At 58.9% G+C, this 24605-nt stretch carries 26 protein-coding genes; 15 read left to right on the top strand and 11 right to left on the bottom strand.

All coding sequences use genetic code 11. From position 1 onward, the window contains the following. Positions 1–266: 266 nt before the first annotated feature. Complete coding sequence (locus ACR0ES_RS03005) at positions 267–1361, top strand: anhydro-N-acetylmuramic acid kinase (RefSeq protein WP_480517764.1); 1095 nt, start codon at positions 267–269, stop codon at positions 1359–1361. Positions 1362–1388: 27 nt separating this feature from the next. On the opposite strand, the gene ACR0ES_RS03000 is transcribed toward ACR0ES_RS03005, so the two are convergent. Next, positions 1389–2165 carry an extensin-like domain-containing protein gene (locus ACR0ES_RS03000; RefSeq protein ID WP_480869438.1) on the bottom strand — a complete coding sequence of 259 codons (777 nt, stop codon included), beginning with the start codon at positions 2163–2165 and terminating at the stop codon, positions 1389–1391. A gap of 90 nt (positions 2166–2255) precedes the next feature. Continuing rightward, the gene (locus ACR0ES_RS02995; RefSeq protein ID WP_480564409.1) at positions 2256–2675 is read right to left on the bottom strand and encodes a cupin domain-containing protein; all 420 of its coding nucleotides are present in this window, start codon (positions 2673–2675) and stop codon (positions 2256–2258) included. Positions 2676–2760: 85 nt separating this feature from the next. Between ACR0ES_RS02995 and ACR0ES_RS02990 the strand changes: the two genes are divergently transcribed. The 7 genes from ACR0ES_RS02990 (at position 2761) to ACR0ES_RS02960 (ending at position 8998) form a co-directional block, all read left to right on the top strand. Continuing rightward, positions 2761–4179 carry a protein adenylyltransferase SelO gene (locus ACR0ES_RS02990; protein ID WP_480869436.1) on the top strand — a complete coding sequence of 473 codons (1419 nt, stop codon included), beginning with the start codon at positions 2761–2763 and terminating at the stop codon, positions 4177–4179. Between the two features lie 296 nt (positions 4180–4475). Next, complete coding sequence (locus ACR0ES_RS02985; RefSeq protein WP_267364547.1) at positions 4476–5180, top strand: endonuclease/exonuclease/phosphatase family protein; 705 nt, start codon at positions 4476–4478, stop codon at positions 5178–5180. A gap of 83 nt (positions 5181–5263) precedes the next feature. Beyond that, entirely contained in the window at positions 5264–5677 is a 414-nt protein-coding gene (locus ACR0ES_RS02980) for a Fur family transcriptional regulator (protein WP_209503686.1), read from the top strand. A 135-nt stretch (positions 5678–5812) separates the two neighbouring features. Beyond that, positions 5813–6691, top strand: a complete 879-nt coding sequence (locus ACR0ES_RS02975) for a DMT family transporter (RefSeq protein WP_267364551.1) — start codon at positions 5813–5815, stop codon at positions 6689–6691. A gap of 136 nt (positions 6692–6827) precedes the next feature. After that, entirely contained in the window at positions 6828–8105 is a 1278-nt protein-coding gene (eno, locus tag ACR0ES_RS02970) for a phosphopyruvate hydratase (RefSeq protein WP_480772808.1), read from the top strand. 48 nt (positions 8106–8153) lie between these two features. Continuing rightward, the gene (locus tag ACR0ES_RS02965; RefSeq protein WP_480869433.1) at positions 8154–8693 is read left to right on the top strand and encodes a GNAT family N-acetyltransferase; all 540 of its coding nucleotides are present in this window, start codon (positions 8154–8156) and stop codon (positions 8691–8693) included. 140 nt (positions 8694–8833) lie between these two features. Then, positions 8834–8998 (top strand): hypothetical protein, encoded by a 165-nt coding sequence (locus ACR0ES_RS02960; protein WP_480480564.1) that lies wholly within the window; start codon positions 8834–8836, stop codon positions 8996–8998. On the opposite strand, the gene ACR0ES_RS02955 is transcribed toward ACR0ES_RS02960, so the two are convergent. From ACR0ES_RS02955 to mazG, 3 genes are read right to left on the bottom strand one after another with little or no spacing between them, the layout of a single operon-like run. After that, the gene (locus tag ACR0ES_RS02955) at positions 8995–9444 is read right to left on the bottom strand and encodes a GNAT family N-acetyltransferase (protein WP_480772806.1); all 450 of its coding nucleotides are present in this window, start codon (positions 9442–9444) and stop codon (positions 8995–8997) included. The two genes, ACR0ES_RS02960 and ACR0ES_RS02955, sit on opposite strands and share 4 nt — an antisense overlap. After that, the gene (locus tag ACR0ES_RS02950; RefSeq protein ID WP_480772805.1) at positions 9441–10382 is read right to left on the bottom strand and encodes a nucleoside hydrolase; all 942 of its coding nucleotides are present in this window, start codon (positions 10380–10382) and stop codon (positions 9441–9443) included. The genes ACR0ES_RS02955 and ACR0ES_RS02950 overlap by 4 nt, the downstream gene beginning before the upstream one ends. Positions 10383–10436: 54 nt before the next feature. Beyond that, positions 10437–11303 carry a nucleoside triphosphate pyrophosphohydrolase gene (gene mazG / locus ACR0ES_RS02945; protein WP_267364570.1) on the bottom strand — a complete coding sequence of 289 codons (867 nt, stop codon included), beginning with the start codon at positions 11301–11303 and terminating at the stop codon, positions 10437–10439. A 66-nt stretch (positions 11304–11369) separates the two neighbouring features. On the opposite strand from mazG, the gene ACR0ES_RS02940 reads away from it, so the two are divergent. From ACR0ES_RS02940 to ACR0ES_RS02925, 4 genes are all read left to right on the top strand, one after another. Next, the gene (locus tag ACR0ES_RS02940) at positions 11370–12533 is read left to right on the top strand and encodes a M20 aminoacylase family protein (RefSeq protein ID WP_209503692.1); all 1164 of its coding nucleotides are present in this window, start codon (positions 11370–11372) and stop codon (positions 12531–12533) included. 30 nt (positions 12534–12563) lie between these two features. Beyond that, complete coding sequence (speB, locus tag ACR0ES_RS02935) at positions 12564–13538, top strand: agmatinase (RefSeq protein WP_480480570.1); 975 nt, start codon at positions 12564–12566, stop codon at positions 13536–13538. Between the two features lie 89 nt (positions 13539–13627). Further along, positions 13628–14575, top strand: coding sequence for an agmatinase (speB, locus tag ACR0ES_RS02930; protein ID WP_480504872.1), 948 nt, complete (start codon positions 13628–13630; stop codon positions 14573–14575). Positions 14576–14640: 65 nt separating this feature from the next. Further along, complete coding sequence (locus tag ACR0ES_RS02925) at positions 14641–15042, top strand: DUF1499 domain-containing protein (RefSeq protein WP_480564421.1); 402 nt, start codon at positions 14641–14643, stop codon at positions 15040–15042. A 15-nt stretch (positions 15043–15057) separates the two neighbouring features. On the opposite strand, the gene ACR0ES_RS02920 is transcribed toward ACR0ES_RS02925, so the two are convergent. Beyond that, a complete protein-coding gene (locus ACR0ES_RS02920; RefSeq protein ID WP_480480576.1) occupies positions 15058–15339 on the bottom strand; it encodes a hypothetical protein in 282 nt (93 codons plus the stop codon). Between the two features lie 62 nt (positions 15340–15401). Here ACR0ES_RS02920 and prfA point away from each other — a divergent pair, with 62 nt between their 5' ends. From prfA to ACR0ES_RS02905, 3 genes are all read left to right on the top strand, one after another. Then, positions 15402–16457, top strand: a complete 1056-nt coding sequence (prfA, locus tag ACR0ES_RS02915) for a peptide chain release factor 1 (protein ID WP_480481653.1) — start codon at positions 15402–15404, stop codon at positions 16455–16457. Then, positions 16454–17299, top strand: a complete 846-nt coding sequence (gene prmC / locus ACR0ES_RS02910) for a peptide chain release factor N(5)-glutamine methyltransferase (RefSeq protein ID WP_480869431.1) — start codon at positions 16454–16456, stop codon at positions 17297–17299. The genes prfA and prmC overlap by 4 nt, the downstream gene beginning before the upstream one ends. A gap of 239 nt (positions 17300–17538) precedes the next feature. Beyond that, positions 17539–18132, top strand: coding sequence for a DUF4167 domain-containing protein (locus ACR0ES_RS02905; RefSeq protein WP_267364566.1), 594 nt, complete (start codon positions 17539–17541; stop codon positions 18130–18132). 55 nt (positions 18133–18187) lie between these two features. Here ACR0ES_RS02905 and rsmA read toward each other — a convergent pair whose 3' ends face one another. From rsmA to lptG, 5 genes are all read right to left on the bottom strand, one after another. Next, positions 18188–19030, bottom strand: a complete 843-nt coding sequence (gene rsmA / locus ACR0ES_RS02900) for a 16S rRNA (adenine(1518)-N(6)/adenine(1519)-N(6))-dimethyltransferase RsmA (protein WP_480772803.1) — start codon at positions 19028–19030, stop codon at positions 18188–18190. A gap of 85 nt (positions 19031–19115) precedes the next feature. After that, on the bottom strand, positions 19116–20081 hold the full coding sequence (gene pdxA / locus ACR0ES_RS02895) for a 4-hydroxythreonine-4-phosphate dehydrogenase PdxA (RefSeq protein WP_480480582.1): 966 nt from the start codon (positions 20079–20081) through the stop codon (positions 19116–19118). Further along, a complete protein-coding gene (locus ACR0ES_RS02890; protein ID WP_480480584.1) occupies positions 20078–21331 on the bottom strand; it encodes a peptidylprolyl isomerase in 1254 nt (417 codons plus the stop codon). The genes pdxA and ACR0ES_RS02890 overlap by 4 nt, the downstream gene beginning before the upstream one ends. Beyond that, entirely contained in the window at positions 21322–23484 is a 2163-nt protein-coding gene (locus ACR0ES_RS02885) for an LPS-assembly protein LptD (RefSeq protein WP_480869428.1), read from the bottom strand. Before ACR0ES_RS02885 ends, ACR0ES_RS02890 begins: the two co-directional genes overlap by 10 nt. Further along, a complete protein-coding gene (gene lptG / locus ACR0ES_RS02880) occupies positions 23484–24584 on the bottom strand; it encodes an LPS export ABC transporter permease LptG (RefSeq protein ID WP_480480588.1) in 1101 nt (366 codons plus the stop codon). Before lptG ends, ACR0ES_RS02885 begins: the two co-directional genes overlap by 1 nt. Between the last annotated feature and the right edge of the window lie 21 nt (positions 24585–24605).

Here is a 24605-nt window from a genome sequence, read left to right as displayed (position 1 = left end):
GCGGCGCTGCGGATGAGGAAAAGCCACCTTTTCACTCTAAAACCGCGTGCCGTGATATGCGCGCGCAACTTGATGGCCGGGGTGTTGATCATGAAACGCGACGTCGGAAAAAAACCGACGCCCCCAATCAGAAGGCTTGCCAAGGCGGCATAACAAAAGCACCTTGACCAAGCTGCAACCCAGAGGTGAAGTCCAGAACCCCGGGCACGGCGGAAACATTGCCAGATCAGGAGGCAGGCGTGGGCCAAACCATCAAGAAACACGGAATGGTTCGGGCATTGGGCGCAATGTCCGGTACGTCGCTGGACGGGGTGGACGCTGCGGTGGTGGAAACCGACGGGCATTCCATCGCTGGATTCGGGAAAAGCGGCTATCGCGCCTATACCGATGCCGAACGCGAAATTCTGCGGGCGGCTTTGGGGCAATGGCACGGTCCACAGGTCGACGCGGCGGCTGAGATGGTGACCTTTGCCCATGCCGAAGCGCTGTCCGAGTTCGAAGATGTAGACCTGATCGGCTTTCACGGCCAGACTTTGGCGCATGAACCGCGCGGGCGCGGGACATTGCAGGTGGGCGATGGTCTTGGGTTGGCGCAGGCGCTGGGGCGCCCGGTGGTCTGGGACTTCCGAAGCGATGACGTGGCTATGGGGGGCGAGGGCGCTCCGTTAGCACCGTTTTTTCACTTTGCCTGCGCCAAGTGGTTTGGCGCGGACCGCCCGTTGTGCTTTCTGAACCTGGGCGGTGTTGGTAATCTGACCTATGTGGACCCAAGCTTTGATGGTCCCGAGGCGCCGGGGGCGCTGCTTGCCTTTGATACGGGGCCGGCGAATGCACCGGTCGATGACCTGATGCAGGCCCGGCTGGGGCAGCCGATGGACCGGGATGGAGCAGTTGCGCGCAATGGCACCGTCGAAATGGGTGCGCTGGAGCTGTTTCTGGCTGAGCCTTTCTTCGCACGCATGCCGCCCAAGTCGCTGGACCGGAATGATTTCTCTGAGATGATCGATCTGGTGAAAGAACTGGGTGACGCTGACGCGGTGGCGACCCTGACCGGGATGTGCGCAGCAGGGGTGGTGCAGGGGATGGAACACTGTCCGCAACCGCCGTCTTGCGTGCTGGTTACAGGCGGCGGTCGGCGCAATCCGGTGTTGATGGAGATGCTGCGCGTGTCCCTCGACTGCCCGGTCGAACCGGTCGAGGCCGTGGGGCTGGACGGTGACATGCTCGAGGCGCAGGCTTTTGCCTATCTGGCCGTGCGCGTGGCGCGGGGATTGCCAACCTCGTGCCCCGGAACAACCGGGGTGAAAGCACTGGTGGGCGGCGGCATGGTCAGTTCAGTGAACGTTCAACCGGTGGGTTGAGGCTACATCCTGGTACTGGCTAACGCGTTATCGACACACAGGTTTGCCACTGCGTCGGGCTGTGTCGAAGTGAAAATGCCCTTTGTGATACCGGTCAGCATCAGGACCAAGAACAGTTCCGAACAGGCCACAGGCTCCGCTGTGCAACTCTCGCAACACGGCGCTTTGATCGGTATCGCTCCACCCGTCCTGAACGGTGATCTGCGTTCCGTCCTGCAACACGAAGGTCGAGATATCGATGGCCCGACCCCGCGCATGTTCGGAAATGCGCGCATAGGGCTGGCTGTTCTGCGTCTTGCAGGCATAGTGGCCAACAACGCGCATCCCCTTGAGTCCACCACCCAGATCAGCGAAGACGGGTTTGGCGACGTTTTCGATCCACGTTTTCAGCGTGACAGCTGTCTGACAGTCCATCAGCGAAAACTGGCTGAGCGCAACATCCGAAATTCTGTAAATCCGGACCGGGTTGGCGATGCCGCAACCCTGCGCTTTTCCAGCCAAAGACGCGCGGGTTTCGCCCAGAATGGTCCAGTCGCCACAGACCGCGCCGCGGTCGCGCATACGCTGACGACCCACTTCAAACCGGCGGAACTTGCAAGGGCGCAGCGCAGGGCGTTTCGAGATCAGCACCGCAGGTTCAACAGTCGCTGCAGGTTCGATGTGTTCGGTTGCGACTTCCTCCTCCAGATCGGGTAGTGCCAATTCGGATGAAAGGGGGGATTCTGCGCAGGCGGTCTCGGCGTTTGCAAGACCGGTGCTTGCGAACAGAAGCAGAAGGACCAGAAAGATGTGTTTCGCAATCACCCGATGCTCCGATACCTGCGGTAGCGTTTACAGAATGATAAATGTGTAACTTTCTGTAAACTCACCTTTTCAGAGCATCCCCAGACCAGCCTATCCCCGAGGGATATCAAACCCAGGTTCTGCCAGTTGGAACCCATCGAATTGAAATCCGGGAGACACTGTACAACTGACCAGCGTGTAATCACCGGTGCTGCGCGCGGCCTGCCAATGGCCGGTGGGAACAATCAGTTGCGGTGCGCCCCGAGACAAATCGAGTGACAGCACATGGTCAACCGCCGGGCCCTTGTCTGTTGCGCTCAAGGACAGGATTAATGGCGCGCCCGCGTGGTAGAGCCAGATCTCGGTCGCGTCGACCCGGTGCCAGTGGCTGCTTTCCCCCGCCTGCAGCAAGAAGTAGATACAGGTGCCGGTCGGGCGGCCCTTGTTCTCGGCGCGCCAGGTTTCCGCGTACCAGCCGCCCTCGGGGTGAGGTTGCAGGTTCAGGCGGTCGATGATCTCTTGTGCGGTCATGTGGCCCCCGTGTGTTTGGCGCAATTATGCACGGCAAGGTGTGATCCGCTATGGTATTCGTGCGCACGGGGAATATGTATGCCGCATGACACTGACCATTCCATTCGATAACTCATATGCCCGCCTGCCGGACGCGTTTTTTGCGCGACAGAATCCGGTGCCTGTACGCGCGCCCAAGTTGATCGCGTTCAATGATGATCTGGCACGGCTGTTGCAGGTCCATCCGGGCGACGTGCAAGAGATGGCGGAAGCCTTTGCAGGTAATCGCATCCCCGATGGTGCGGACCCCATCGCGCAGCTTTATTCCGGGCATCAGTTTGGCCAGTTCAACCCGCAGCTTGGGGACGGGCGCGCGGTGCTGTTGGGCGAAACTGTCGGAACGGATGGTGTGCGGCGGGATGTTCAGCTGAAAGGCTCGGGCCCGACGCCGTTTTCACGTAGGGGCGACGGCAGGGCGTGGCTGGGTCCGGTTCTGCGCGAATACGTGGTGTCCGAGGCGATGCACGCGCTGGGCATCCCCACAACACGCGCACTGGCGGCGGTAGAGACCGGTGAAACCGTGTTCCGGGAGGGTCCGATGCCCGGTGCGGTGCTAACCCGGGTTGCAACCAGCCATTTGCGAGTAGGTACCTTTCAGGTCTTTGCCGCGCGGGGGCAGTTGGACAATCTGCGGTGCCTGACAGACTACGCCATCGCGCGCCACTATCCCGGCGTCGAAGGGCCAATGGGCCTGCTGCGGGCCGTTCGGGATGCGCAGGCCCGCCTGATCGCTTGGTGGATGAGCGTGGGCTTTATCCATGGGGTCATGAACACCGACAATTGCTCGATCGCGGGTGAGACCATCGATTATGGCCCCTGTGCCTTCATGGACGTTTATCACCCCAATACGGTCTACAGCTCGATAGATCGGATGGGCCGTTATGCCTATTCCAACCAGCCAGATATAGCAGTGTGGAATCTGGCGCAGCTGGCAACTTCACTGATCCAGCAGATGGACAACAAGGACGCCGCTGTTGAGGAGGCGACCGAGATCGTGCATGCCATGCCGGACCTGCTGCAACAGAACTGGTTGACCCGGTTCCGGGCAAAGGTCGGACTGACGACCGCTGAAGAAGGCGATCAGGCGCTGATCACCGATCTGCTAAAACGCATGGCCGAGGGGCAGGCTGATTTCACCAACACCTTCCGTGCGCTGGGCAAAGATACCACGCGCGATCAGTTTATCGACCCGCAGGCCTTTGACAGCTGGGCAGAGGGCTGGCGTGCGCGTTTGGCGCGTGAGGCGTCACCGGATGAAGTGATGACCGCAGCGAACCCGGCCTATATTCCGCGCAATCACCGTGTCGAGCAGATGATCCAATCAGCGGTGGCGGGGGATTACCAGCCGTTCCATCGGCTGAACGCCGTCCTCGCGCGGCCTTACGACGATCAGGCAGATGCGGACGATCTGAAACGGCCCCCGACCGATAACGAGGTCGTGCACGCCACGTTCTGTGGTACGTGACGGTCAAACATCTCTGGTAGTCGCTCGGTGCGGTATGGTTTCGCGGGGAGGGGCGAATTGTTTTGTCCGGTCTAAATCGGTGTTGGATGCGCTGAAACTGCGGCACTTCCGTTCTGCCGCTCCCGGATGAAATGAGGGGAAATCCATTTGTTTCTGGCCGCGTCACGTGCCGGGTTTTTAAGCGATATACCATTCCAAGGCGACTTCCCCGGTTGCCGTTGCTGCGAAGTGAAACTGAAGGGTTGCGTCCGGCGGCAGGCGTGTCACTTTGGGTCAAGCCCACTGGTCAGATCTATATGCAGTCATCTTCCACCCTTCGCATTGCCAGCTATAACATTCAGAAATGCCTCGGGCTGGATTTCCGGCGCCAGCCGCAGCGCATTTTGCAGGTCATCGAACATATGCAGGCCGATATCGTTGTGTTGCAGGAGGCCGACAAACGTCTGCCGCCGCGACCGGCGGCCCTGCCGCATTTCATGCTGGATGAAGCGGGGTGGCAGATCGTCGATCTGGGCGGTGCCGGCAGTCTGGGCTGGCATGGCAACGCGGTGATCTGGCGTGGCGAGGGCCTTTCGGTCCGGCGGACCGGACATCACGAATTGCCCGGGCTTGAACCGCGCGGCGCGGTCCGTGTCGAATTTGATACCCATATCGGGCCGTTGCGGGTGATGGGTATGCATCTGGGGCTGTTGCCTGCATCGCGACGTCAGCAGATCTCGCATATCAGGCGGTTTGATAAAGAGCTGGAGCAGATGCCGACTGTCTGGGCGGGGGATTTCAACGAATGGTCCCGACAGCCGATTCTGGATCACCTCGCGCCGGAAATGCGTTTCCTGCCCCCCAAGCCAAGTTTTCCCGCGGCGCAGCCGCTGGGCGCGCTGGATCGGATCGCGCTGGGCGCGGGCGTCAGGGCCACTGCGCATGGTGTCCATGACGCGCGCCCTGCACATATCGCATCGGATCATTTGCCGGTTTGGGCTGATTTGGCGCGCGTGGCTTAACTTCAACGGAAAAGAAGAAATCCCTGTGGCGCAAAGTGCGCAGACATACTAAGACAGACACCCGAGCAATTCTGAGGGGCATCATGTCGGAAACGATTATTGGACGTTGTGAGGCCAAGGGTCTGCGCATGACCGGTCAAAGAAGGATCATCGCGCAGGTATTGGAACAAAGCGACGACCATCCGGATGTCGAAGAACTGTACGCGCGTGCTTCTGCCATCGACACAGGCATCTCAATTGCGACGGTGTATCGTACGGTCAAACTGTTCGAAGAGGCCGGTATTCTGGAGCGTCTGGAGTTCGGCGATGGGCGGGCCCGTTACGAGGATGCCGAGCGTGATCACCACGATCACCTGATCGACATGCAGTCGGGGGAGGTTATCGAATTTGTCGACCCCGAGATCGAAGCCCTGCAGGAAAAGATCGCCGCCAAGCTTGGGTACAAGCTGAAAGGGCATCGGCTGGAGCTGTACGGCGTACCGCTCAAGCAGGAGTGATCCATCACAAATCGCGAATGGCCCCAACACGTTAATTCATTGAACGTGTCGGGAAATGGCTTGCCAGACGTCGCTGGTTGCGGTTCATGTGCCCGGACACTGCACCCCAAGTACCCTTTTCCTGTGGACGCGCGCATGAATAACGTAAACGGCATCCTTTTGCTGATCGGCTCGATGGCGGCCTTTTCGCTTGAGGATATGTTCATCAAGTTCCTGTCGGGCGCTGTGCCGACCGGTCAGATCATGGTGTGTCTGGGTGTGTTCTGCGGGCTTGTCTTTGCGGTGATGTCGGTGGTCACCCGCAAACGCATCTTCGATCCCGTGGCGTGGAAACTGCTGCCGATGCTGCGCGCAGGGACAGAAGGATTCGGTGCCGTGACCTTTGTCACCGCGCTGTCGCTGATCGATCTGTCCACTGTCGCCGCCGTGTTTCAGGCCATGCCGCTTGCCGTGACCATGGGCGCGGCCCTGTTTCTGGGAGAGCAGGTCGGCTGGCGCCGCTGGAGTGCCATTGGTGTCGGCTTTGTCGGTGTTCTGATGATCATTCGCCCCGGATTGGAAGGGTTTCAGCCGGACTCGCTGTTTGTCGTGCTGACCGTGTTTGCGATTGCGGCGCGTGATCTGATAACCCGCAAGCTGGATGTTCGGGTGGCTTCATCCGTTGTGGCGATGCAGGCGTATATCGCAGTGGCGCTGGCCGGGTTGCTGTTGATGGTCGTTTCAGGAACACCCTTCGTGCCGGTACAAAGCGGCCAGGCAGGTCCGTATCTGGGGGCGATCGGTTTTGGTGTTCTAGGGTATTACGGCATCGTCACGGCCATGCGGGTTGGCGAGGCTTCGGCCATGATGCCATTCCGTTACACGCGTCTGGTGTTTTCGATCCTTGCCGGAATGCTGATGTTCGGGGAACGCCCTGACGCGCTGACAATGGCAGGGGCGAGCCTCATCATCGGATCTGGCCTGTATACCTTTATCCGCGAGCGACGTTTGGCGCGCAATCTGGTCCCGGCGTGAACCTGTTGGCGCAAACAGCAAACTGTTAGCCCTAAAGGTCGGTAAATATGCGTGTTAGCGATAACGGAACCGGTTTACTTTTGGCCGGTTGCTGCTATGACGCGTGCAACCGACTGCAGCCATAGGGACAGACCTCATGAGCACCATTATTGACATCCACGCGCGCGAAATTCTGGACAGCCGGGGCAACCCGACGGTCGAGGTCGACGTGATTCTGGAAGACGGCACCATGGGCCGCGCCGCCGTACCGTCCGGTGCGTCCACCGGCGCACATGAAGCCGTTGAAAAACGCGACGGCGACAAATCCCGCTATATGGGCAAAGGGGTTCTGGAAGCCGTGGCCGCCGTGAATGGTGAGATCGCCGAGGAACTGGTGGGTTTTGACGCGACAGAACAAGTGGCCATCGATCAGGCGATGATTGAACTGGATGGAACCAATAACAAAGGCCGTCTGGGTGCCAACGCCATTCTGGGCGTGTCGCTGGCCACCGCAAAGGCGGCAGCCGATTTCACCACGCAGCCCCTTTTTCGCTACGTCGGTGGCACCTCGGCCCGCGTGCTGCCGGTGCCGATGATGAATATCATCAATGGCGGCGAACACGCCGACAACCCGATCGACATTCAGGAATTCATGATCATGCCAACCTCGGCCGCGAATATTCGCGAAGCCGTGCGCATGGGGTCCGAAGTGTTCCACACCCTGAAGAAAGAGCTGTCGGCTGCCGGTCTGGCCACCGGTGTCGGTGACGAGGGCGGTTTTGCCCCGAACATCGCCAGTACCCGCGAGGCGCTGGATTTCATCCTGAAGTCCATTGAAAAGGCGGGCTACAAACCGGGAGAAGAAATCCACCTGGCCTTGGATTGCGCGGCGACCGAGTATTACAAGGACGGCAAATACGTTCTGGCGGGCGAGGGGATCACCCTGACGTCCGAGGAAAACGCAGCCTATCTGGCGGCGCTGGTCAATGACTATCCGATCATCTCGATCGAAGACGGCATGTCCGAGGATGACTGGGACGGCTGGAAAGCCTTGACCGACGCCATCGGCGACAAGGTGCAGCTGGTGGGCGACGACCTGTTTGTGACCAATCCGGCGCGCTTGGCCGAAGGCATCAAGCGCGGCTGCGCGAACTCGATGCTGGTCAAGGTGAACCAGATCGGATCGCTGACTGAAACCCTGCGCGCCGTCGATATGGCGCACCGTGCGCGTTACACAAACGTGATGTCGCACCGTTCGGGCGAGACCGAGGATGCCACCATTGCTGATCTGGCGGTGGCGACCAATTGCGGTCAGATCAAAACTGGCTCGCTGGCGCGGTCGGACCGGTTGGCCAAATACAACCAGTTGATCCGCATCGAGGAATCACTGGGCGAGGTTGCGGAATACGCAGGCGCGTCGATCCTTCGCAAGTAACGCGCGTGGTGCTAGGCTGACCCCCGGGTTTAATCCGGGGGTCGCATTGTGCTGAACATCATCGAACCGGAAACGCCGGACCAGTTTGAAGCGGTTCGGCGTTTGTGTTGGGATTACAGGGATTTCCTGCTCGCACTGGATGAAAGAACCGCCCAGATCGTTCGGGCCTTCTACCCAAGCGAAAAATACACCCGTGTAATGGACAACATCGACGCGGAACACACGCCGCCGAACGGTGGGATCAAACTGGCATTACTGCATGGGGAACCGGTCGGCTGCGGCATGTTTCACACGTACGAGCCTGGTGTGGCTGAAATCAAACGCGTATTTGTAACTGACGCAGCAAGAGGGACCGGCGCAGGCTGTGCCATCATGCTTTCGCTGATCGAAATGTGTCGAGATCTTGGGTTCGACTATATTCGAATGGACACCGGCAAACCCCTGGAAGCGGCGACTCGGTTATACCTGTCTTTGGGCTTTCACCTGCGCGACGCCTATTACCAAACTCCTGTAATCGCACGCGACCACCTGCTTTTTTTCGAGATGCCGCTATTTGAGAAACACACACACGGGCCTGAGAAAAGTTAAAGTTTTCAGGGATATATCCGTCTGTTTTGGAGGTATTTGACAATAAAGATGTGACTTATTTATTCTTATGTGTGAACTTGTTACTTATCACGTCCACACCGAATGCCGTAGTTTGTCTTCATTGCAGAAAGGAGACTACGATGTCTGTATCCAAATTCCTTCTGATAATCGCCACAACGTCCATCACAGTATTGTCCGCCTGCGCGGGTCCGGGAACGTATCCGATAACCGGAGAACAGGTTTCGTCGAATGACCCGGTTCAGGACATGAATCCGGCAAATATCTTCCGCGGCGAGTCGCGCTAAAGTACCTTGCTCATCAGCATATACCTGTCACGTTGTCTGAACCCGGTGCGCAGATAGAGCTTTTGGGCAGAATCATTGTTTCGGTCGACTTCCAGATGAAGAGCCATCAGGCCTGCCCCGGCAAGAGCTTTGGGCAGGTCCAAAAGAACCTCGGTGGCAATGCCGCGGCCCCGAACGGCGGGGCGTATATAGATCTCGTCCACGAAACCGTCCATGCCGCCGAACTCGACTGACCAGCCAAAGGTCAGGATGATATATCCCAACGGCGCGCGTCCGGGCCCGATCAAATAGACACAGCCATGAGGGATGCCATCCAGCATGGGGGCGAGGGCATTGCGTGTCTTGTCGGCGTCCTGTGTCAGTCCGGCCTCGGTATGAAAGGCGGTGACCAGCGTCATAAGGCGATCCAGATCTTCGGGGCGCGCAAGGCGGAGGGCGGCGCTCATAATCTGGCCAGCCTTTCTGTCAGCAAGGTGAAAAAGCCGTCAGCGTCGATTTCCCCCATGAACAACGCATTTGGTGCGCGGTTGGTGACACCCCACCAATCCGCAACGGTCATGCCCATGGTCAGGTCGGACCCTGTTTCAATCTCGATATTCACGTGGCGACCCGAAAACAGCTCGGGGCGGATCAGATAGGCAGTGACGCAAGGGTCGTGCAGGGGGGCGCCTGCGCTGCCGTATTTCTCTTTGTCGAAGCGTTCAAAGAAATCCGTCATCTCGGCCACGGCATGTCCAACCTTGCTGTCCAATGCGCGGAACGCGTCGTTTCGTGATTTGGTCACCAGCGCTTTGTGTGTGACATCCAATGGCATGACAACGATTGGCCTTCCGGATTTAAAAACGATATCAGCAGCTTCTGGGTCGACATAGATGTTGAATTCAGCGGTGGGGGTGATGTTGCCGACTTCGAAATATGCCCCACCCATCAAGACGATTTCCTGCACGCGGTCGATGATATCGGGGGCTTTGCGAAATGCAGTCGCGATGTTTGTCAGCGGCCCCAGTGGACATAGGGTCACCGTCCCAGATTCTTCAGCGCGCAGGGTGTCGATGATGAAGTCCACAGCGTGACCTTCAGCCAAGGGCACCTGCGGATCCGGCAGGACCGGGCCATCCAGCCCGGTTTTCCCGTGCACGTGTTCCGCGGTGACAAGTGGGCGGTTCAGCGGTTTGTCGCAGCCCGCATAAACCGGCACATCCGTACGTCCGGCCAATTCACAAACGATTCGGGCGTTCTTGGCCGTGAGGGCGAGCGGGACGTTACCCGCGACGGCCGTGATACCCAGAACCTCGATCTCGTCCGGGCTGGCCAGCGCCAACAGTATGGCGACGGCGTCATCCTGACCGGGATCGGTGTCGATGATGATCTTGCGAGGGGGCATAGGCGTCTCCGGGGGTCGTGAAGGTGGGACACTCGCAAGTGTCGGATCGCTTGTCTACCCGTTTCTGGTCGCCGCCAGTGCATCCGCCGGCGGGAGTTTGCCGTTGGCGCGATGCTCTTCCGTTTTGACCTCGTCCCACAGCGCATCCATCTCGGCCAGATCGCTTTGCGTGGGGGTCTTGCCCCGTTCGGCCAGCCGGGCTTCGACCTTTTCAAAGCGACGGGTGAACTTGGCATTGGTGCGACGCAGGGCGGCTTCGGGTTCGATGCCAAGATGACGGCCCAGATTGACCATCACGAACAGCAGATCGCCGAACTCGTCTTCCAGCGCGTCGGCATCCATTTTGTCGCGCGCCTCTTCCAGTTCGGCCGCTTCTTCGGTGATCTTGGCCAGCACATGGCTGGCGTCAGGCCAGTCGAACCCCACTCGAGCGGCACGTTTTTGCAGCTTATGCGCGCGCAACAGGGCGGGCAGGTTTGCAGCCACACCGTCCAGTGCACCTTTTTGTTCTTTGCCCGCCCGCTCGGCGGCTTTGATGGCTTCCCAATCTTTGGTTTGCTGGTCGGCCGACTTGTCGCGGGATTCATCGCCAAACACATGCGGATGGCGGCTGACCATCTTGTCGGACATGGTGCGCACCACGTCCTGAAAGGTGAAATGTCCTGCTTCTTCTGCCATTTGGGCGTGAAACACGGATTGGAACAGCAAATCCCCCAGCTCTCCCTTAAGCTCGTCATAGGCTTCGCGTTCGATGGCGTCAGCGACCTCATAGGCCTCTTCGATCGTATAGGGGGCGATGGTCGCGAAATCCTGTTCGATATCCCACGGGCAGCCGGATTGCGGATCGCGCAGGCGGCGCATGATTTCCAGCAGCCGTTCGATACCTGCATTGCTGTCATGGATCAGAGGATTTTCAGCCATTGCGAACCCTTTCATTCCGGTGTCAGATGCATCCATTCCGCAGTCCCGATCAGGAGTCCACCCCAGATGCCCGTCGTCAACCGAATTGCCGATTTCTCTGCCGACATGACCAGATGGCGCCAGTATCTGCATACCATCCCCGAGTTGGAATTCGAATGCCATGAAACGGCAGCCTTTGTGGCCGAACGTCTGCGTGAGTTCGGGGTTGATGAGTTGCATGAGGGGATCGCAAAGACCGGGATGGTCGCGATCATCAACGGGCAGGGCGACGGGCCGACGATTGGCTTGCGCGCCGATATGGATGCGTTGCCAATTACCGAGGAAACGGGCGTTGACTATGCCTCTCAGAACCCCGGAAAGATGCATGCCTGCGGCCATGACGGGCATACTACCATGCTACTGGGCGCGGCACGTTATCTGGCCGAGACGCGAAATTTCAGCGGTCGCGTGGCGCTGATCTTTCAACCCGCCGAGGAAGATGGCGGTGGTGCTGGTGTGATGGTCGAAGAAGGCATCATGGACCGGTTCGACATCTCACAGGTCTACGCGCTGCACAACGCGCCGGGATTTGCCGAAGGGACATTCTATACCACGCCGGGGCCGATCATGGCGGCTGTCGATACGTTCGAAGTGCATATTCAGGGAGTCGGTGGCCACGGTGCGATGCCGCATGAAACCCGTGATCCGGTTATGGCGGCCTGTGGGATTGCGCAGGCCATTCAGACCATTGTCAGCCGCAACCATTATGCGCTGGATGATCTTGTTGTCTCGGTCACGCAAATCCACACCGGCACGGTCAACAACGTGATCCCGGATACGGCCTATATCAACGGCACCGTTCGAACATTCGACCCGAACGTCCAGCAGATGGTGATGCGGCGCATGGCCGAGATTGTCGAGGGGCAAGCCAAATCCTATGGGGTCGAGGCGCGATTGGAATACAATGTAGATTACCCTGCCACCATCAATGATGCCGAAAAGGCGGGATTTGCGACCGAGGTGGCGCGTGAAATATCCGGAGACGACCGCGTCACCGGCAATACCGGGCGCGAGATGGGGGCCGAGGATTTCTCGTACATGCTGCAAAAGCGCCCCGGTGCTTATTTGTTCCTTGGGCAGGGCGAAGGCGCAGGGCTGCATCATCCGAAATACAACTTTAACGACGAAATCGCGCCGGTGGGCGCGTCGTTTTTCGCGCGGATCGTGGAAAAAGCGCAGCCGTTGAGCTGATAAAGGTTCGGGAAAGGGACTACAGAAGACATGGCACTGGAAGACGCAAGAAACCAGGTGGATGAGGCATTCACCAATCCGGACCTCAAAGGGTTGTCTTATGAAAATACGTTCGGCGGGGCGACGTCTTTTCTGCGGCGGCTTTACACCAAGAACCTGAAGGGTGTGGACATCGCCGTTACTGGCGTGCCGTTTGATCAGGCAGTTACGAACCGGCCCGGCACGCGCCTTGGCCCGCGGGCGATCCGTGAGGCCAGCGCGCTTCAGTCGCCCGATGCGCCTTATGGCTGGCCCTTTGATGCGCTGAGTGAACTGGCGATCGTGGATTATGGCGATATGGCTTATGATTACGCCAATATCCCGGCCTTTCCTGACACGCTGACCGACCACATCCGAACCATTCTGGCTGCTGATGTGGCGTCGGTCGCGTTGGGTGGCGATCACTATATCAGCTTTCCGATCCTCAAGGCCTATGCCGAGAAATTCGGGCCAATGTCCCTGCTGCAATTCGATGCGCATACCGACACATGGGCCGACGACGACATGTCCCGCGTGGATCACGGGACAATGTTCTACAAGGCGGTAAAGTCGGGCATTGTCGATCCGAAACGCTCGGTCCAGGTGGGTATTCGCACGACGAACGAGGATACGCTGGGCGTGAACATCATCGATGCGCGCGAGGTTTATGAATCGGGACCAGCTGCTGTGGCAGAGAAGATCAAGAACATTCTTGGTGACAGCCCCGTTTACCTCAGCTTTGACATCGACGGTCTTGACCCGGCTTTTGCCCCTGGTACGGGCACGCCAGTCTGGGGTGGATTAAGCTCGATTCAGGCGCAAATCATCCTGCGCGACATTGCCGGGATCAATATCAAGGGCGGGGACGTTGTCGAAGTATCGCCGCCCTTTGACACCTCAGGTGCGACAGCGATTGCTGGGGCCCATGTGGCGACGCAGATCATTTGCCTGTTGGGGTGGAACAAGCTGGATAAAGCAGATGGGTAAACCCGCAAGGGTTCACGTTAACCAACAGTTAGCCATGCTTAAGGTATGTGCTGGATCAAGTGACGAACAGGGACGGGACCATTACGCACATGACCGAATTCAACCAACCACTTAGCGGGAATGATCTGGCCCGGTTTTCCGGGCCGAACACATTCATGCGCCTGCCGCAGGCCTCCTCGCTTGAGGGGTTGGATGTGGCGGTGCTGGGGGTGCCGATGGATATCGGCACGTCGTGGCGGTCGGGCACGCGCTTTGGCCCCAAGCAGATCCGCGGCGAAAGCGCGATGATCCGGCCCTATAACATGGCCACCAGAGCGGCCCCGTTCGACAGTTTGCAGATAGCCGATATTGGGGATCTGGCGATCAACACCTTCTCGCTTGCGGACAGCCTCAGGATCATCAAGGAAAGCTATGACGCCATTTTGGCGAAAGGCGTGATCCCGATGGCCATGGGGGGCGATCATTCGATCACCCTGCCGATCCTGCGAGCCATCAAGGCAATACACGGGCCCGTGGCGCTGGTGCATGTGGACGCTCATGCCGATGTGAATGACGAGATGTTCGGTGAACGCGAAACCCACGGCACCGTTTTCCGTCGTGCATATGAAGAGGGGCTGATTGTTCCCGACAAGACGTTCCAGATCGGCATTCGCGGCTCGGGTTATGCAGCCTCGGATTTTACCGAGGCCAAGGACTGGGGCTTCCGCCAGTTCCCCGCATGGGAGCTGTGGCAGCAGAACCTGACCCAGATCGGATCGCAGGTTCGCAAGATCATTGGGGACCACCCGGTTTACATCTCGTACGACATCGACAGCCTTGATCCCGCATACGCTCCGGGCACCGGCACGCCGGAAATCGCGGGTCTTTCGACACCGCAAGCGCTGCAACTGATCCATGCCCTGCATGGGGTAAACGTGGTGGGATGCGATCTGGTCGAAGTCTCACCCCCTTATGATCCATCGGGCAACACAGCACTGACAGCAGCCAATCTGATCTATGAGATGCTGTGCATCCTTCCGGGTGTGACGTCGCGGTAAGACGCGGTGGAATGTCTTGCCGCCGGTTTTGTTCCGCTTAGGGTTCACAAAAGGGATGGAGCGGGATGAAAAAGATGGCTTTGTGGGCAGTGATTGCGCTTGTGGTTGGGGCGGGCGCCTATGTCCGGCTGGCACCGTCAGACCCTGCGCGGTGGCACGTCGCTTTGGTTTCGCCCGAAAGCCAGAACTTGCCGGGTGGTGCGTTGCGCGTTGTTGAAACCGGTCCCGACGGGTTGCAGCGTCTTGATGAGATTGCCCAAGCCACGCCGCGCACCACTGTTTTGGCGGGTTCGGTCAGTGAGGGCATGATCACCTATGTTACCCGCACGAAATGGATCGGCTTTCCCGACTACACCACGGTACAGCAGGACGGAGACATCTTGCGCATCCATGGCCGTTTGCGGTTCGGTCGCAGGGATTTCGGTGTGAACAAGGCGCGGGTCGATGGGTGGTTGGCACAATTCTAGTCGTTGCGCAAACGGTCAGGACGCATCGTCCAGATCTATGGGGTCGAAAGGCTCACTCTGTAATTTGGACGACAAACACCCCTCCTGAACCTCGCGCCACATGGGAACGTTAAGGGACATCTGGCATTGCGCGGTGAACATGCGTCCGTCGACCTGAAGGCAGATCATCTCACCCAGTTCGATGCGAGACCCGGATGTGTCGGTGCAATAGCAATCCCGCGTCTTGCCGTCAGGGCCGATGTAATCGGCGAGGGCAGGCGTGGTTGTCAGCAGCAGAGCAAGTAAAACCCGTTTCATGGCCGCGAGCTTAGCATGACGTTGCCCTTGACCAAAGCCCCCGGATGAGAGACACCGCCGGGATGATCCCCGAAGAACGTCTTGAACAGATCACCCAGCGTTTTCAGTACCTCGAAGCTGCCATGGCAGATGGCGCATCGGGTGGTGATATTGCGGCGCTGGCCAAAGAATATTCCGACCTTAAGCCTGTGGTCGATCAGATCATGGCCTGGCGACAGCTGGTGGGGGATCTGGCCGAAGCGCAGGCGATGCTGACTGACCCGGACATGAAAGAGCTTGCCGAGGAGGAAATCCCCGAGTTGCAGGCCCGCATCCCCAAGGCGGAAAACGCGCTCCAACTGGCACTGTTGCCAAAGGATGCGGCAGATGCCCGTCCGGCGATGCTGGAAATTCGCCCTGGCACCGGCGGGGACGAGGCCGCTTTGTTCGCAAGCGATCTGTTGCGCATGTATCAGCGTTACGCCGAGGCGCGTGGCTGGAAATTCGAGATTATCGAAGAGCAGGCCTCGGATCTGGGCGGCATCAAGGAAGTAGTAGCCCATATCAAAGGCGACAATGTCTTTGCGCGACTGAAGTACGAATCCGGCGTCCATCGGGTGCAACGCGTGCCCGAAACCGAAAGCGGCGGGCGCATTCACACCTCGGCGGCGACTGTGGCGGTTCTGCCCGAGGCCGAGGATGTAGACATCCAGATCGACGCCAATGATATCCGAATCGATACGATGCGAAGCTCGGGCGCGGGCGGACAGCACGTGAACACGACTGACTCGGCTGTGCGGATCACGCATCTTCCTACTGGATTGGTGGTGACAAGTTCCGAGAAGTCCCAGCATCGCAACCGCGAGATCGCCATGCAAGTTCTGAAGACGCGCTTGTACGATCTGGAGCGGCAGCGGATTGACAGTGAACGCTCGGCAGATCGTGCCAGTCAGGTTGGCTCGGGGGATCGCTCGGAACGCATTCGTACTTATAACTTCCCGCAGGGGCGCATGACCGACCACCGGATCAACCTGACGCTATATAAGCTGGATCAGGTGATGCAGGGTGATCTGGACGAGGTGATTGATGCGCTGACGGCGGATGATCAGGCCCGGCTGCTGGCCGAGATGGCACAATGACAGGTCTGCAAACAGCGGCACAGGCGATGGTGGCGGCGACAGCGCGTCTGCGTGCGGCCGGTGTGGACGATCCGGCACGTGACGCGCGTCTGTTGCTGGCCCACGCTGCACGGATTGAAGCCAGCCGCGTGACATTGATTGCCCCGGAAGAATTACAGCCCGAGATCGCCGAGCGTTATGACCAGTTGATCTCCTTGCGGGCCATCCGGGTTCCGGTGTCGCATCTGTTGGGTGAGCGGGAGTTTTACGGCCGCAGGTTCCGCGTCAGCCGGGATGTCCTTGATCCGCGCCCGGAAACTGAAACCCTGATCGAAGCAGCGTTGAGCGAACCATTTGATCATGTCCTCGACCTAGGGCTGGGCTCGGGGTGTATCCTGATAACCCTTCTGGCCGAACGCAGCAGTGCCACGGGCGTGGGTGTTGATCTGAGCGAAGCCGCCTGCCTGCAAGCCAGTGCCAATGCGGTTCAGCATCAGGTAGAGACGCGGATTGAGATCCTTCGATCAAACTGGTTCGAAAACATTGAAGAAAAATTCGACCTGATTGTTTCCAACCCTCCGTATATCTCAGTGTCTGAGATGGAAGAACTGTCGCCCGAAGTGCGTGAGCACGAGCCGCGCATGGCCCTGACGGATGAGGGGGACGGGTTGGGCGCGTATCGTCGGATCGCGGCGGCGACCCCGGATTTTCTGTTGGCGGGCGGGCGAATTCTTGTCGAAATCGGTCCGACGCATGCGGCAAAAGTGTCAGCCTTGTTCGATGCCGCTGGGTTGGTGGACGTCCGGGTAATCCCCGATCTTGACGGTCGCGATCGTGTCGTCGGCGCAAGAATGCCGGGATGAGTGGTGGGTTTGCGGCAAAAAACGCCGACCTGTAGAAAAAAGCTGGTGAAAATCCGAGATTCCTCTTGTCTGCGCCGTCAGGACATGCTTACTCAGGATTAGTCGGCGAGGTTGACGCTGTTGCAGCGCACCCCTGACGCCAAGCCCAAAAAGTCGACTTCCCGTCACGGCAAACGCCTTAGAGCAGTGCAAAACACGGGTTGAGCGACAGCGCATTGATAAGGCTGACGTAAAGTAAGATGAGATCTTCCAAACCCCGTTCGCGGGCCAAGAATAACCGCAATCGTCCTTCTGGCGGCAACGTCGTAAATCGGGTTTTTGACAGCTCGGGTCCCGAAGGCAAGGTCCGTGGCACGCCGCAGCAGATTATTGACAAATACAACCAGTTGGCACGTGACGCTCAGCTGTCGAATGACCGCGTGGCGGCAGAGAACTTCCAGCAACACGCGGAACACTACCTGCGGATGCTGAGCGAAGCGCAGCGCGAGATTGACGCGCGCCGTGAAGAGCAGGAGCGCCAGAACCGCGAACGCCAGGCCGAGCGCGACCGTGAACGTGCCGAACGTCAGGAACGCGAAGCGACCCGCCAGGCTGATCCGGCCGAAGCACCGCAGCCTGATGTGATGGACCTGTCTCAGCAAGTTTCAGAGCCCGATAGCGGTCTGGTGGAGACCCCGGAAAACAAAGAAACCCCGGCGGCTGAAACACCGGAAGAGGCTCCGCGCAAGGAAAAACCCGCGCGCAAGCCACGCGCCCGGAAGCCCAAAGCTGCACCCGAGGCAAAAGAGGATGCTCCTGCCGACACGGGGGACGCACCGGAGGCGGCAGAATAAAGCCGATGTCCAAAGAACCAAGCCCCGAGGTTTAACTCGGGGCTTTTTCGTTTGTTCAGGTTTTCTTAACTTCGCGCGCCAAAGCGCAGAACGCTTCCAGCGGGACTTGCTCGGCACGGTCCGTGGGCTTGATACCTGCGGCCCAAAGGCGGTCTTCGATATCCGGGGCAATGCCTTTGAGTGAGGCGCGCAGCATCTTGCGGCGTTGGTTGAAGGCGGCAGCCACGACGCGCGACAGGGTGGCGGCATCGGCGGGATAGCGTGGCTCGGGCAATGCGGTCAGGTGGACCACGGCGCTTGAAACCTTGGGCGGCGGAGTGAAGGCCCCGGGGGGAAGCAACATGGCGATACGTGCCTCTGCCCGCCATTGGGCAAGGATGGCAAGGCGTCCATAGGCTTTGCTACCGGGTTGGGCAACAATACGCTCGGCCACTTCGCGTTGGAACATCAGCGTCAGGCTCTGCCAGAATGGGGGCCATTCGGGCGGTGTCAGCCAACGCACCAGCAGCTCGGTGCCGACATTGTAGGGCAGGTTGGCGGCGACGCGGATTGGCGGTGTCAGATATTCAAGCGGGTTGATCTCCAGTGCGTCGCCGTTGATCACCTCAAGCCGACCCGGATACGCGGCGGCGATGTCGTTCAGGGCGGCAATGCACCGTGTATCTTTTTCGACGGCCACGACCTTGCGCGCGCCTTCGGACAGCAGGCCTCGTGTCAACCCACCGGGACCGGGGCCGATTTCAAGCACATCGCATTCTGACAAATCGCCGGCTTGTCGGGCGATCTTGGCAGTCAGGTTCAGATCCAACAGGAAATTCTGCCCCAGCGATTTGCGCGCCGAAAGCTGGTGGGTTGCGATGACCTCGCGCAGAGGGGGAAGCGTGTCTATAGCGCTCATGATCGGAATACCTTGGCGCCTGTGAAAGGGGCTGTGCCCGAGATTTTTGTGCCTCCGGCGGGGATATTTTCAGCCAGGTGAAGGATCAAGAGCTTTTTACCATGCGTTGGGCAAGTTTCAGGGCTTCGATAAGGCTGGAGGGGTTGGCGATGCCTTTCCCCGCGATGTCCAGTGCTGTTCCGTGGTCGGGTGAGGTACGGATGAACGGCAGGCCAAGGGTGACATTCACGCCCCGGTCGAAATCCAGCGTCTTGATCGGGATCAGGGCCTGATCGTGATACATGGCGATGGCGGCGTCATAGCGGGCGCGGGCGGCTGCGTGAAACAGCGTATCCGCAGGGTGGGGGCCTGTAATCGTCGCGTCCTCGGGGTTCAGATCAGCCAGCATCGGAGCAATCCAGTCGAGCTCCTCTGTGCCCATCTTGCCGCCTTCACCTGCATGCGGGTTCAGGCCTGCAACTGCGATCCGGGGATGCGCGATACCGAACTGATCACGCAAACCGCGTGCAGTGATTTCAATCGTTTCGCGCAGAAGATCAGGGGTAAGTGCCGCGGGAACTTGTGACAATGGAATGTGAATCGTCGCGGGAACGACGCGCAACTGCTCGCTGGCCAGCATCATGACTACCCGGCGGGTTCCGGAAAGGGCTGCCAGAAACTCGGTATGGCCAGGAAAGGTGAACCCTGCGCCGTCAATCAGGGCTTTCTTGTTGATCGGTGCGGTGCAAAGCGCTGCGGCCTCACCGGTCTGTACCAGTTCGGTACCGGTTTCGATGGCATCAACCACCGATGGCGCGTTGGCCGGATTCGGCTGGCCGAATACGTTCGCGGCGGGAAAATCCATCTGAAGAACGGGCAGGGCCCGGCCACAGGCTTCAGCAACCTGACTTGGGTGTTCGATTTTAGCAACGGGTGTGCCTGCTGGCAGGTGGCTGGCGTCCCCGATATAGAAGAACGGGCAGGCATCGCGCAGTTCAGCCCACGCCTTGGCCGCGATTTCCGGGCCGATACCGGCCGGTTCGCCGCAGCTGAGCGCGACGGGCCGTATCATTCCTGAGTAATGACAGCGTCAGCCCGCAGCTGCTCCACCAGACTGGCCGCAAAGGCCTGAAGACGTTGCTGCGCCAGCGCGTTGGCGACATCGCCCCGAGAGGTGTCTTCGCCCAGATCCCGCGTGCGGTTGCACAGCATCAGAAACACAAGCGTCTGACCATTGTTGCGGGTCAGAGTCGCCGACGCTTCGTTCCGGTCCAGCTTGGCCAGTTCCACGGCAATATCACCGGGCACCTCGGAAGGTGCGGCTTCGACCCGGTCCAGAACTTCGGCGGGCTGATCCTTGGCAATGCCATAGAGATCATCACAAGTGTCGATTTCTTCTTTCAACTTCGCGGCCCGCGAAAGGGTTTCGGCGCTGCGCCCGCCAGGCAGGTAATAGGCGGCATAATCCAACTTTGAAATGCGCGGAGCGCCGGTTGCGACTTCGCGCAAGCCCCGCATCTGAAACAGGGCAACCGCGTTCGGCAGGGTGATCGGGTCGGTGATCTCACCGGTCTGAAGCCCCAGGATGACAGGTTGAAGCGCCGGGGGCAGGTTCGAGATGTTCAGCCACTCCAGACGTCCACCCTGACCCCGTGTTGCGGCTGCGGAATACTGAGCGGCGGCAGCAGAAAACGCGTCCTGCCCTTCAAGGCGCGAGATTTCTTCGGCCAACAGCTCGGTCTGGGCAACCGTTTGCGGGTTTACCGGGATAATGATTTCGGACAGCAGGACCTGCAATCCGCCACCGCCCGTCTGGCCCAGCGCGCGATCAATCTCATCCTCGGTCGGGCGCGCCTGCGACAGATAGCGCGAGCTGATGTAGTCGCGCCATGCCAGTTGATCCGCGACATAATCCCGGACCGTTTCAGGGTCGACGCCCGCGTCGCCGAGAAGTTTCAGGAATTGTTCGGATGACAATTGTCCGCGCGAGGCGAATTCGTCGATGCCCAGCTGAACGGCCTCGGGCGTCGCTTGTACGCCGGCGCTGCGCATGACCTGCCTGCGCAGTTTTTCATCAATCAGGGCATCCCTGACGTCAGCTTCGTTACCACCGGGCAAACCCAGAACATTCAGGAATTGCAGGCGCTGTTCAAGCTCGTACCAGGTGACAATATCCTGATTGACGCGGATCGCGGGTGAGAACAGGCTTTGCGCGCTTCCCTGAAGAGGCGCGATTGCAAAAACTGCGGCAACCAGTGCCGGTGTGACCGGTTTAAGCCAACCGGAACGGAGAAACCTGGAGAAACCTGATATCAACTGCATGTTCTCTTGTATGTCTTGCCACCGCCTTCAAGGGCGTACCCTGTCAGAGAAAGGGTAAAGCCGAATTCTGTCGAAGGCTCAATAGTGGATGTTGAAGTAAAGCGCCGACTTACGGACATGTTAACCCGAACGCATTCGTTCTGATAGGTCACACCCAGACCCAACCGGATCGGCTCCGACTCAGCCAGATCGTAGCGCGCCAGGGCATTGGTCAGCCAGTTCTGATCGACCTGGTAGCGTCCGAGAAGCAGAATTTCCGAGATTTCTTCGGTGATGTTTTCCGCCGGGTCCGGTTCCTGCCAGATATAGCTGCCGGAAAGGCCGGCATTTTCGGATGCCCATGCGCCGCGCAGTTCGGCTTTGACAAAGCTGAAATCCCCGTCGATCAGACCGCGTCCGGCAAGTGACCAGCCATTGGCCGTGCTGATCTGCCCGGCCACCAGCAAATCCGACGATGTGCCCTGCAATCCCGATGTCAGCGTGAAGTTTGGATCGGCGTCGGCCCGAAACACTTGGCCCACAGTCGCTTGGGCCTGCCAGCCACCCGCGCCATACCGGGCCCAGTTCAGGCCAACCACACCAGTGGCACTGTTCTCGCGCTGATCTTCAGCAGGGAACCGCGAGAGGGACAGAAGGTTGCCCTGATCGAATTCCTGAAAAGTGCTTTCATCATTCGGAACATCGGTGTCCGATACATGTGTCCATCCGAACTGCGCAATCGGTTCGAGGAACTGAACAGCCCCCGATTCCTCGCGCCGGGTCATTGGATAACGGAGAGTCAAAGCCGCGCGCGGCGTAGATCGGGTCACGTTGTCGGGGTAGTTGCTGTCGTGACGAATGTTGAAAGTGTCAACCGACGCCCCAAGCGTGGTATCGACCCGCAACCCCGATGAGAAAGTCCAGCTGCGTAGCCATTCGGCATCGAAGGTGGCCCGTGCCATGTCGCGACCAACAACATCTGTATCGCTGGTGCGTTCGTGCGCATGACCGATGAATGCCAGCCGAACCTCGCCCCCTAGCGTGCTGGGAAAATAGCGTTTTTCATAGTTGAGGTCGAAGACGCGGGACGGGATTTCGTCCTGATTTTCGCTGTCCCGAAGTGTTTTGTAGTAGATCAGGCCGGTTTTGAACGCACTATCGCGCTTGATCCGCTCCAGTGCGATTTCGCTGCGCAAGCGGTCCAGATCCGGCAAGCCGTAATCGGCCAGGTAGGCATCGTCGGATGTAGTTTCCAGATTGAAGGTCAGACGGAAATCGTTCTTCAGATTGAACCAGCCGGTGGCAAACAGGTAGCCGCGATCCTGATCGGGTTGCACATCGTCCCGTGTATAAGCGCCTTCCACCTGAATGCGTCCGTTCACAAAGGCCTGACGATAGCGGTATCCCAGAGTTGTCGTCTTGGCTGAGACGTAAGGCGTAAGTGTCAGGTCCTTGTGATCGCCAAGTTTGAAGAAATACGGAACCTGAACGCCAGTGCCCAATTGCGAGGTGCTGCGGATAGAAGGAACCAGAAAGCCGGTTGCCCTCTCTAGCGTTGGGTCGGGCAAGCGCAGATAGGGAAAGTAGAATACCGGATAATCCAGGACCCGAAGCTGCGCGCCTTCGAAATATAGTTGCCGTTCCAGTTGATCATGCGTGACTTTGCGCGCCCTGATCTGCCACAGAGGCGGCCTGCCGTCGGTGCAGACATGACAGGATGTGGCTGAAACCTTGCTGAATTGTGTATAACGTCCTGCGGCCCGTTTCGCCTGAACCGAGGCGATCTGTACCTGCTGTTCAAACACCATGCGTGCACCGATCAGCAGTCCATTCTGAATTCCGCTGTCCAGTTGCCCTGAATCCGCCAGCAGCGTAGTTTGACCACCCTGATCGATACGAATGGGGCCTTCCAATATCAGCTCGCCAGTCTCGCGGTCATACGTGATACGATGGGCGGACAACTTGGTGTCGCCCTGAAAGGCTTCGACATTGCCTTCAGCCACAAGTTTGCGCTCAGGCGTGATGAATACCTTGTCGGCCACCAGCAAGGCGGGCTCTTGCTGCGCTTGTGTGCCCTGTGGTTGTGGCCGGCCTTGGGATGTCTGTGCTGCAGTTCCCGCCGGGACGGACAAAGCCAGTGCACTGGTAAGCAATACAGGAACGATATGCCGCATCAGCCGTCCTCCGCATGCAGTAGCAGACCAAGAGACAGCAGAATTGCGGCAAAGGGCGGTGCCCAGGCAGCGATATAGATGGGCAATTGTCCGTTTTCCCCGAGGATTTGCGCGAAATTGCGCACGAAATAGATGGCAAACCCAAGCAGGACGGCTGTCAGAACGGCGATCCCAGTACCGCCGAACCGAACGTGGCGCATGGTAAACGCGGCCCCGATCAGAACCATCGAGATCAGAAAGAAAGGCCGGGCCAGCTGTACCTGCAGCCAGACCTCATATTGTTTGGTCGAAAACCCCGCCTCGCGAAGGTCGCTGATCAACTGGGGCAGGTCATAAACTGAAACCGAATCCTGTTGCCCAAACGTATCCATGATCCGCTGTCGGGTCAGCGAGGTCGGCAGCTCCAGACGCTCGTGCACAACTGAATTGGATTCAGGGTTCTGCCCATCCTGCAAGGCCCAGGTTTTTGCCTGATACAGAACCCAGTTCCCGTCTTCCAACTCTGCCCGATCCGCAACAATTTGCTGGGTTGGTTTGCCATCCCGCCCAAAGGTGATGACGGTAACACCGTCCAGCCGCAGCTTGTCTTGGTTCGATGTTGCCCGGGCGTGGATAACGGCCTGCCCATTCTCGGCAGACTGGCGCAGCCACAGGCCCTCGCTGCTGATCGAAAGGGCCGAGCTGCCGTTGTTTCGGTATGAATCCGACAAGCGGCGGAACTCTTCAGATGTGGCCGCTGCGATGGGATTCAACAGTGCAACGGCCAGAGCGCCGATGATCAGCGACAACAGGACAGGGGCGACCAAAGCGCGGATGCCCGAGCGGCCAGTTGCACGGGTCACCACAAGTTCGGACGTACGTGCCAGCCCAACGAACAGCGCGATGGTGGACAGGATGACCAGCAAAGGCAGCATTTCGCTGATGGCGGCTGGTGTATTCAGCAGTGTGAGGTGCAGCAACTGGGCAAAAGACAGGTCGAAATCGTCAAAGCGGCGAATCTGTTCGATCAGATCGATGAGAATCATCAAGGTCAGGAAAATACCTCCGATGACCATGAAACTTTGCAGGAACCGGCGAGCGAAATAACGGTCCAGGATCATAGGCACAACCCCGCTGCGCCT

It is taken from the genome of Ruegeria sp. N7, from assembly GCF_056531345.1.
Note: the sequence above shows the minus strand (reverse complement) of the source record. Positions and strands in the feature narration are given on the sequence as shown.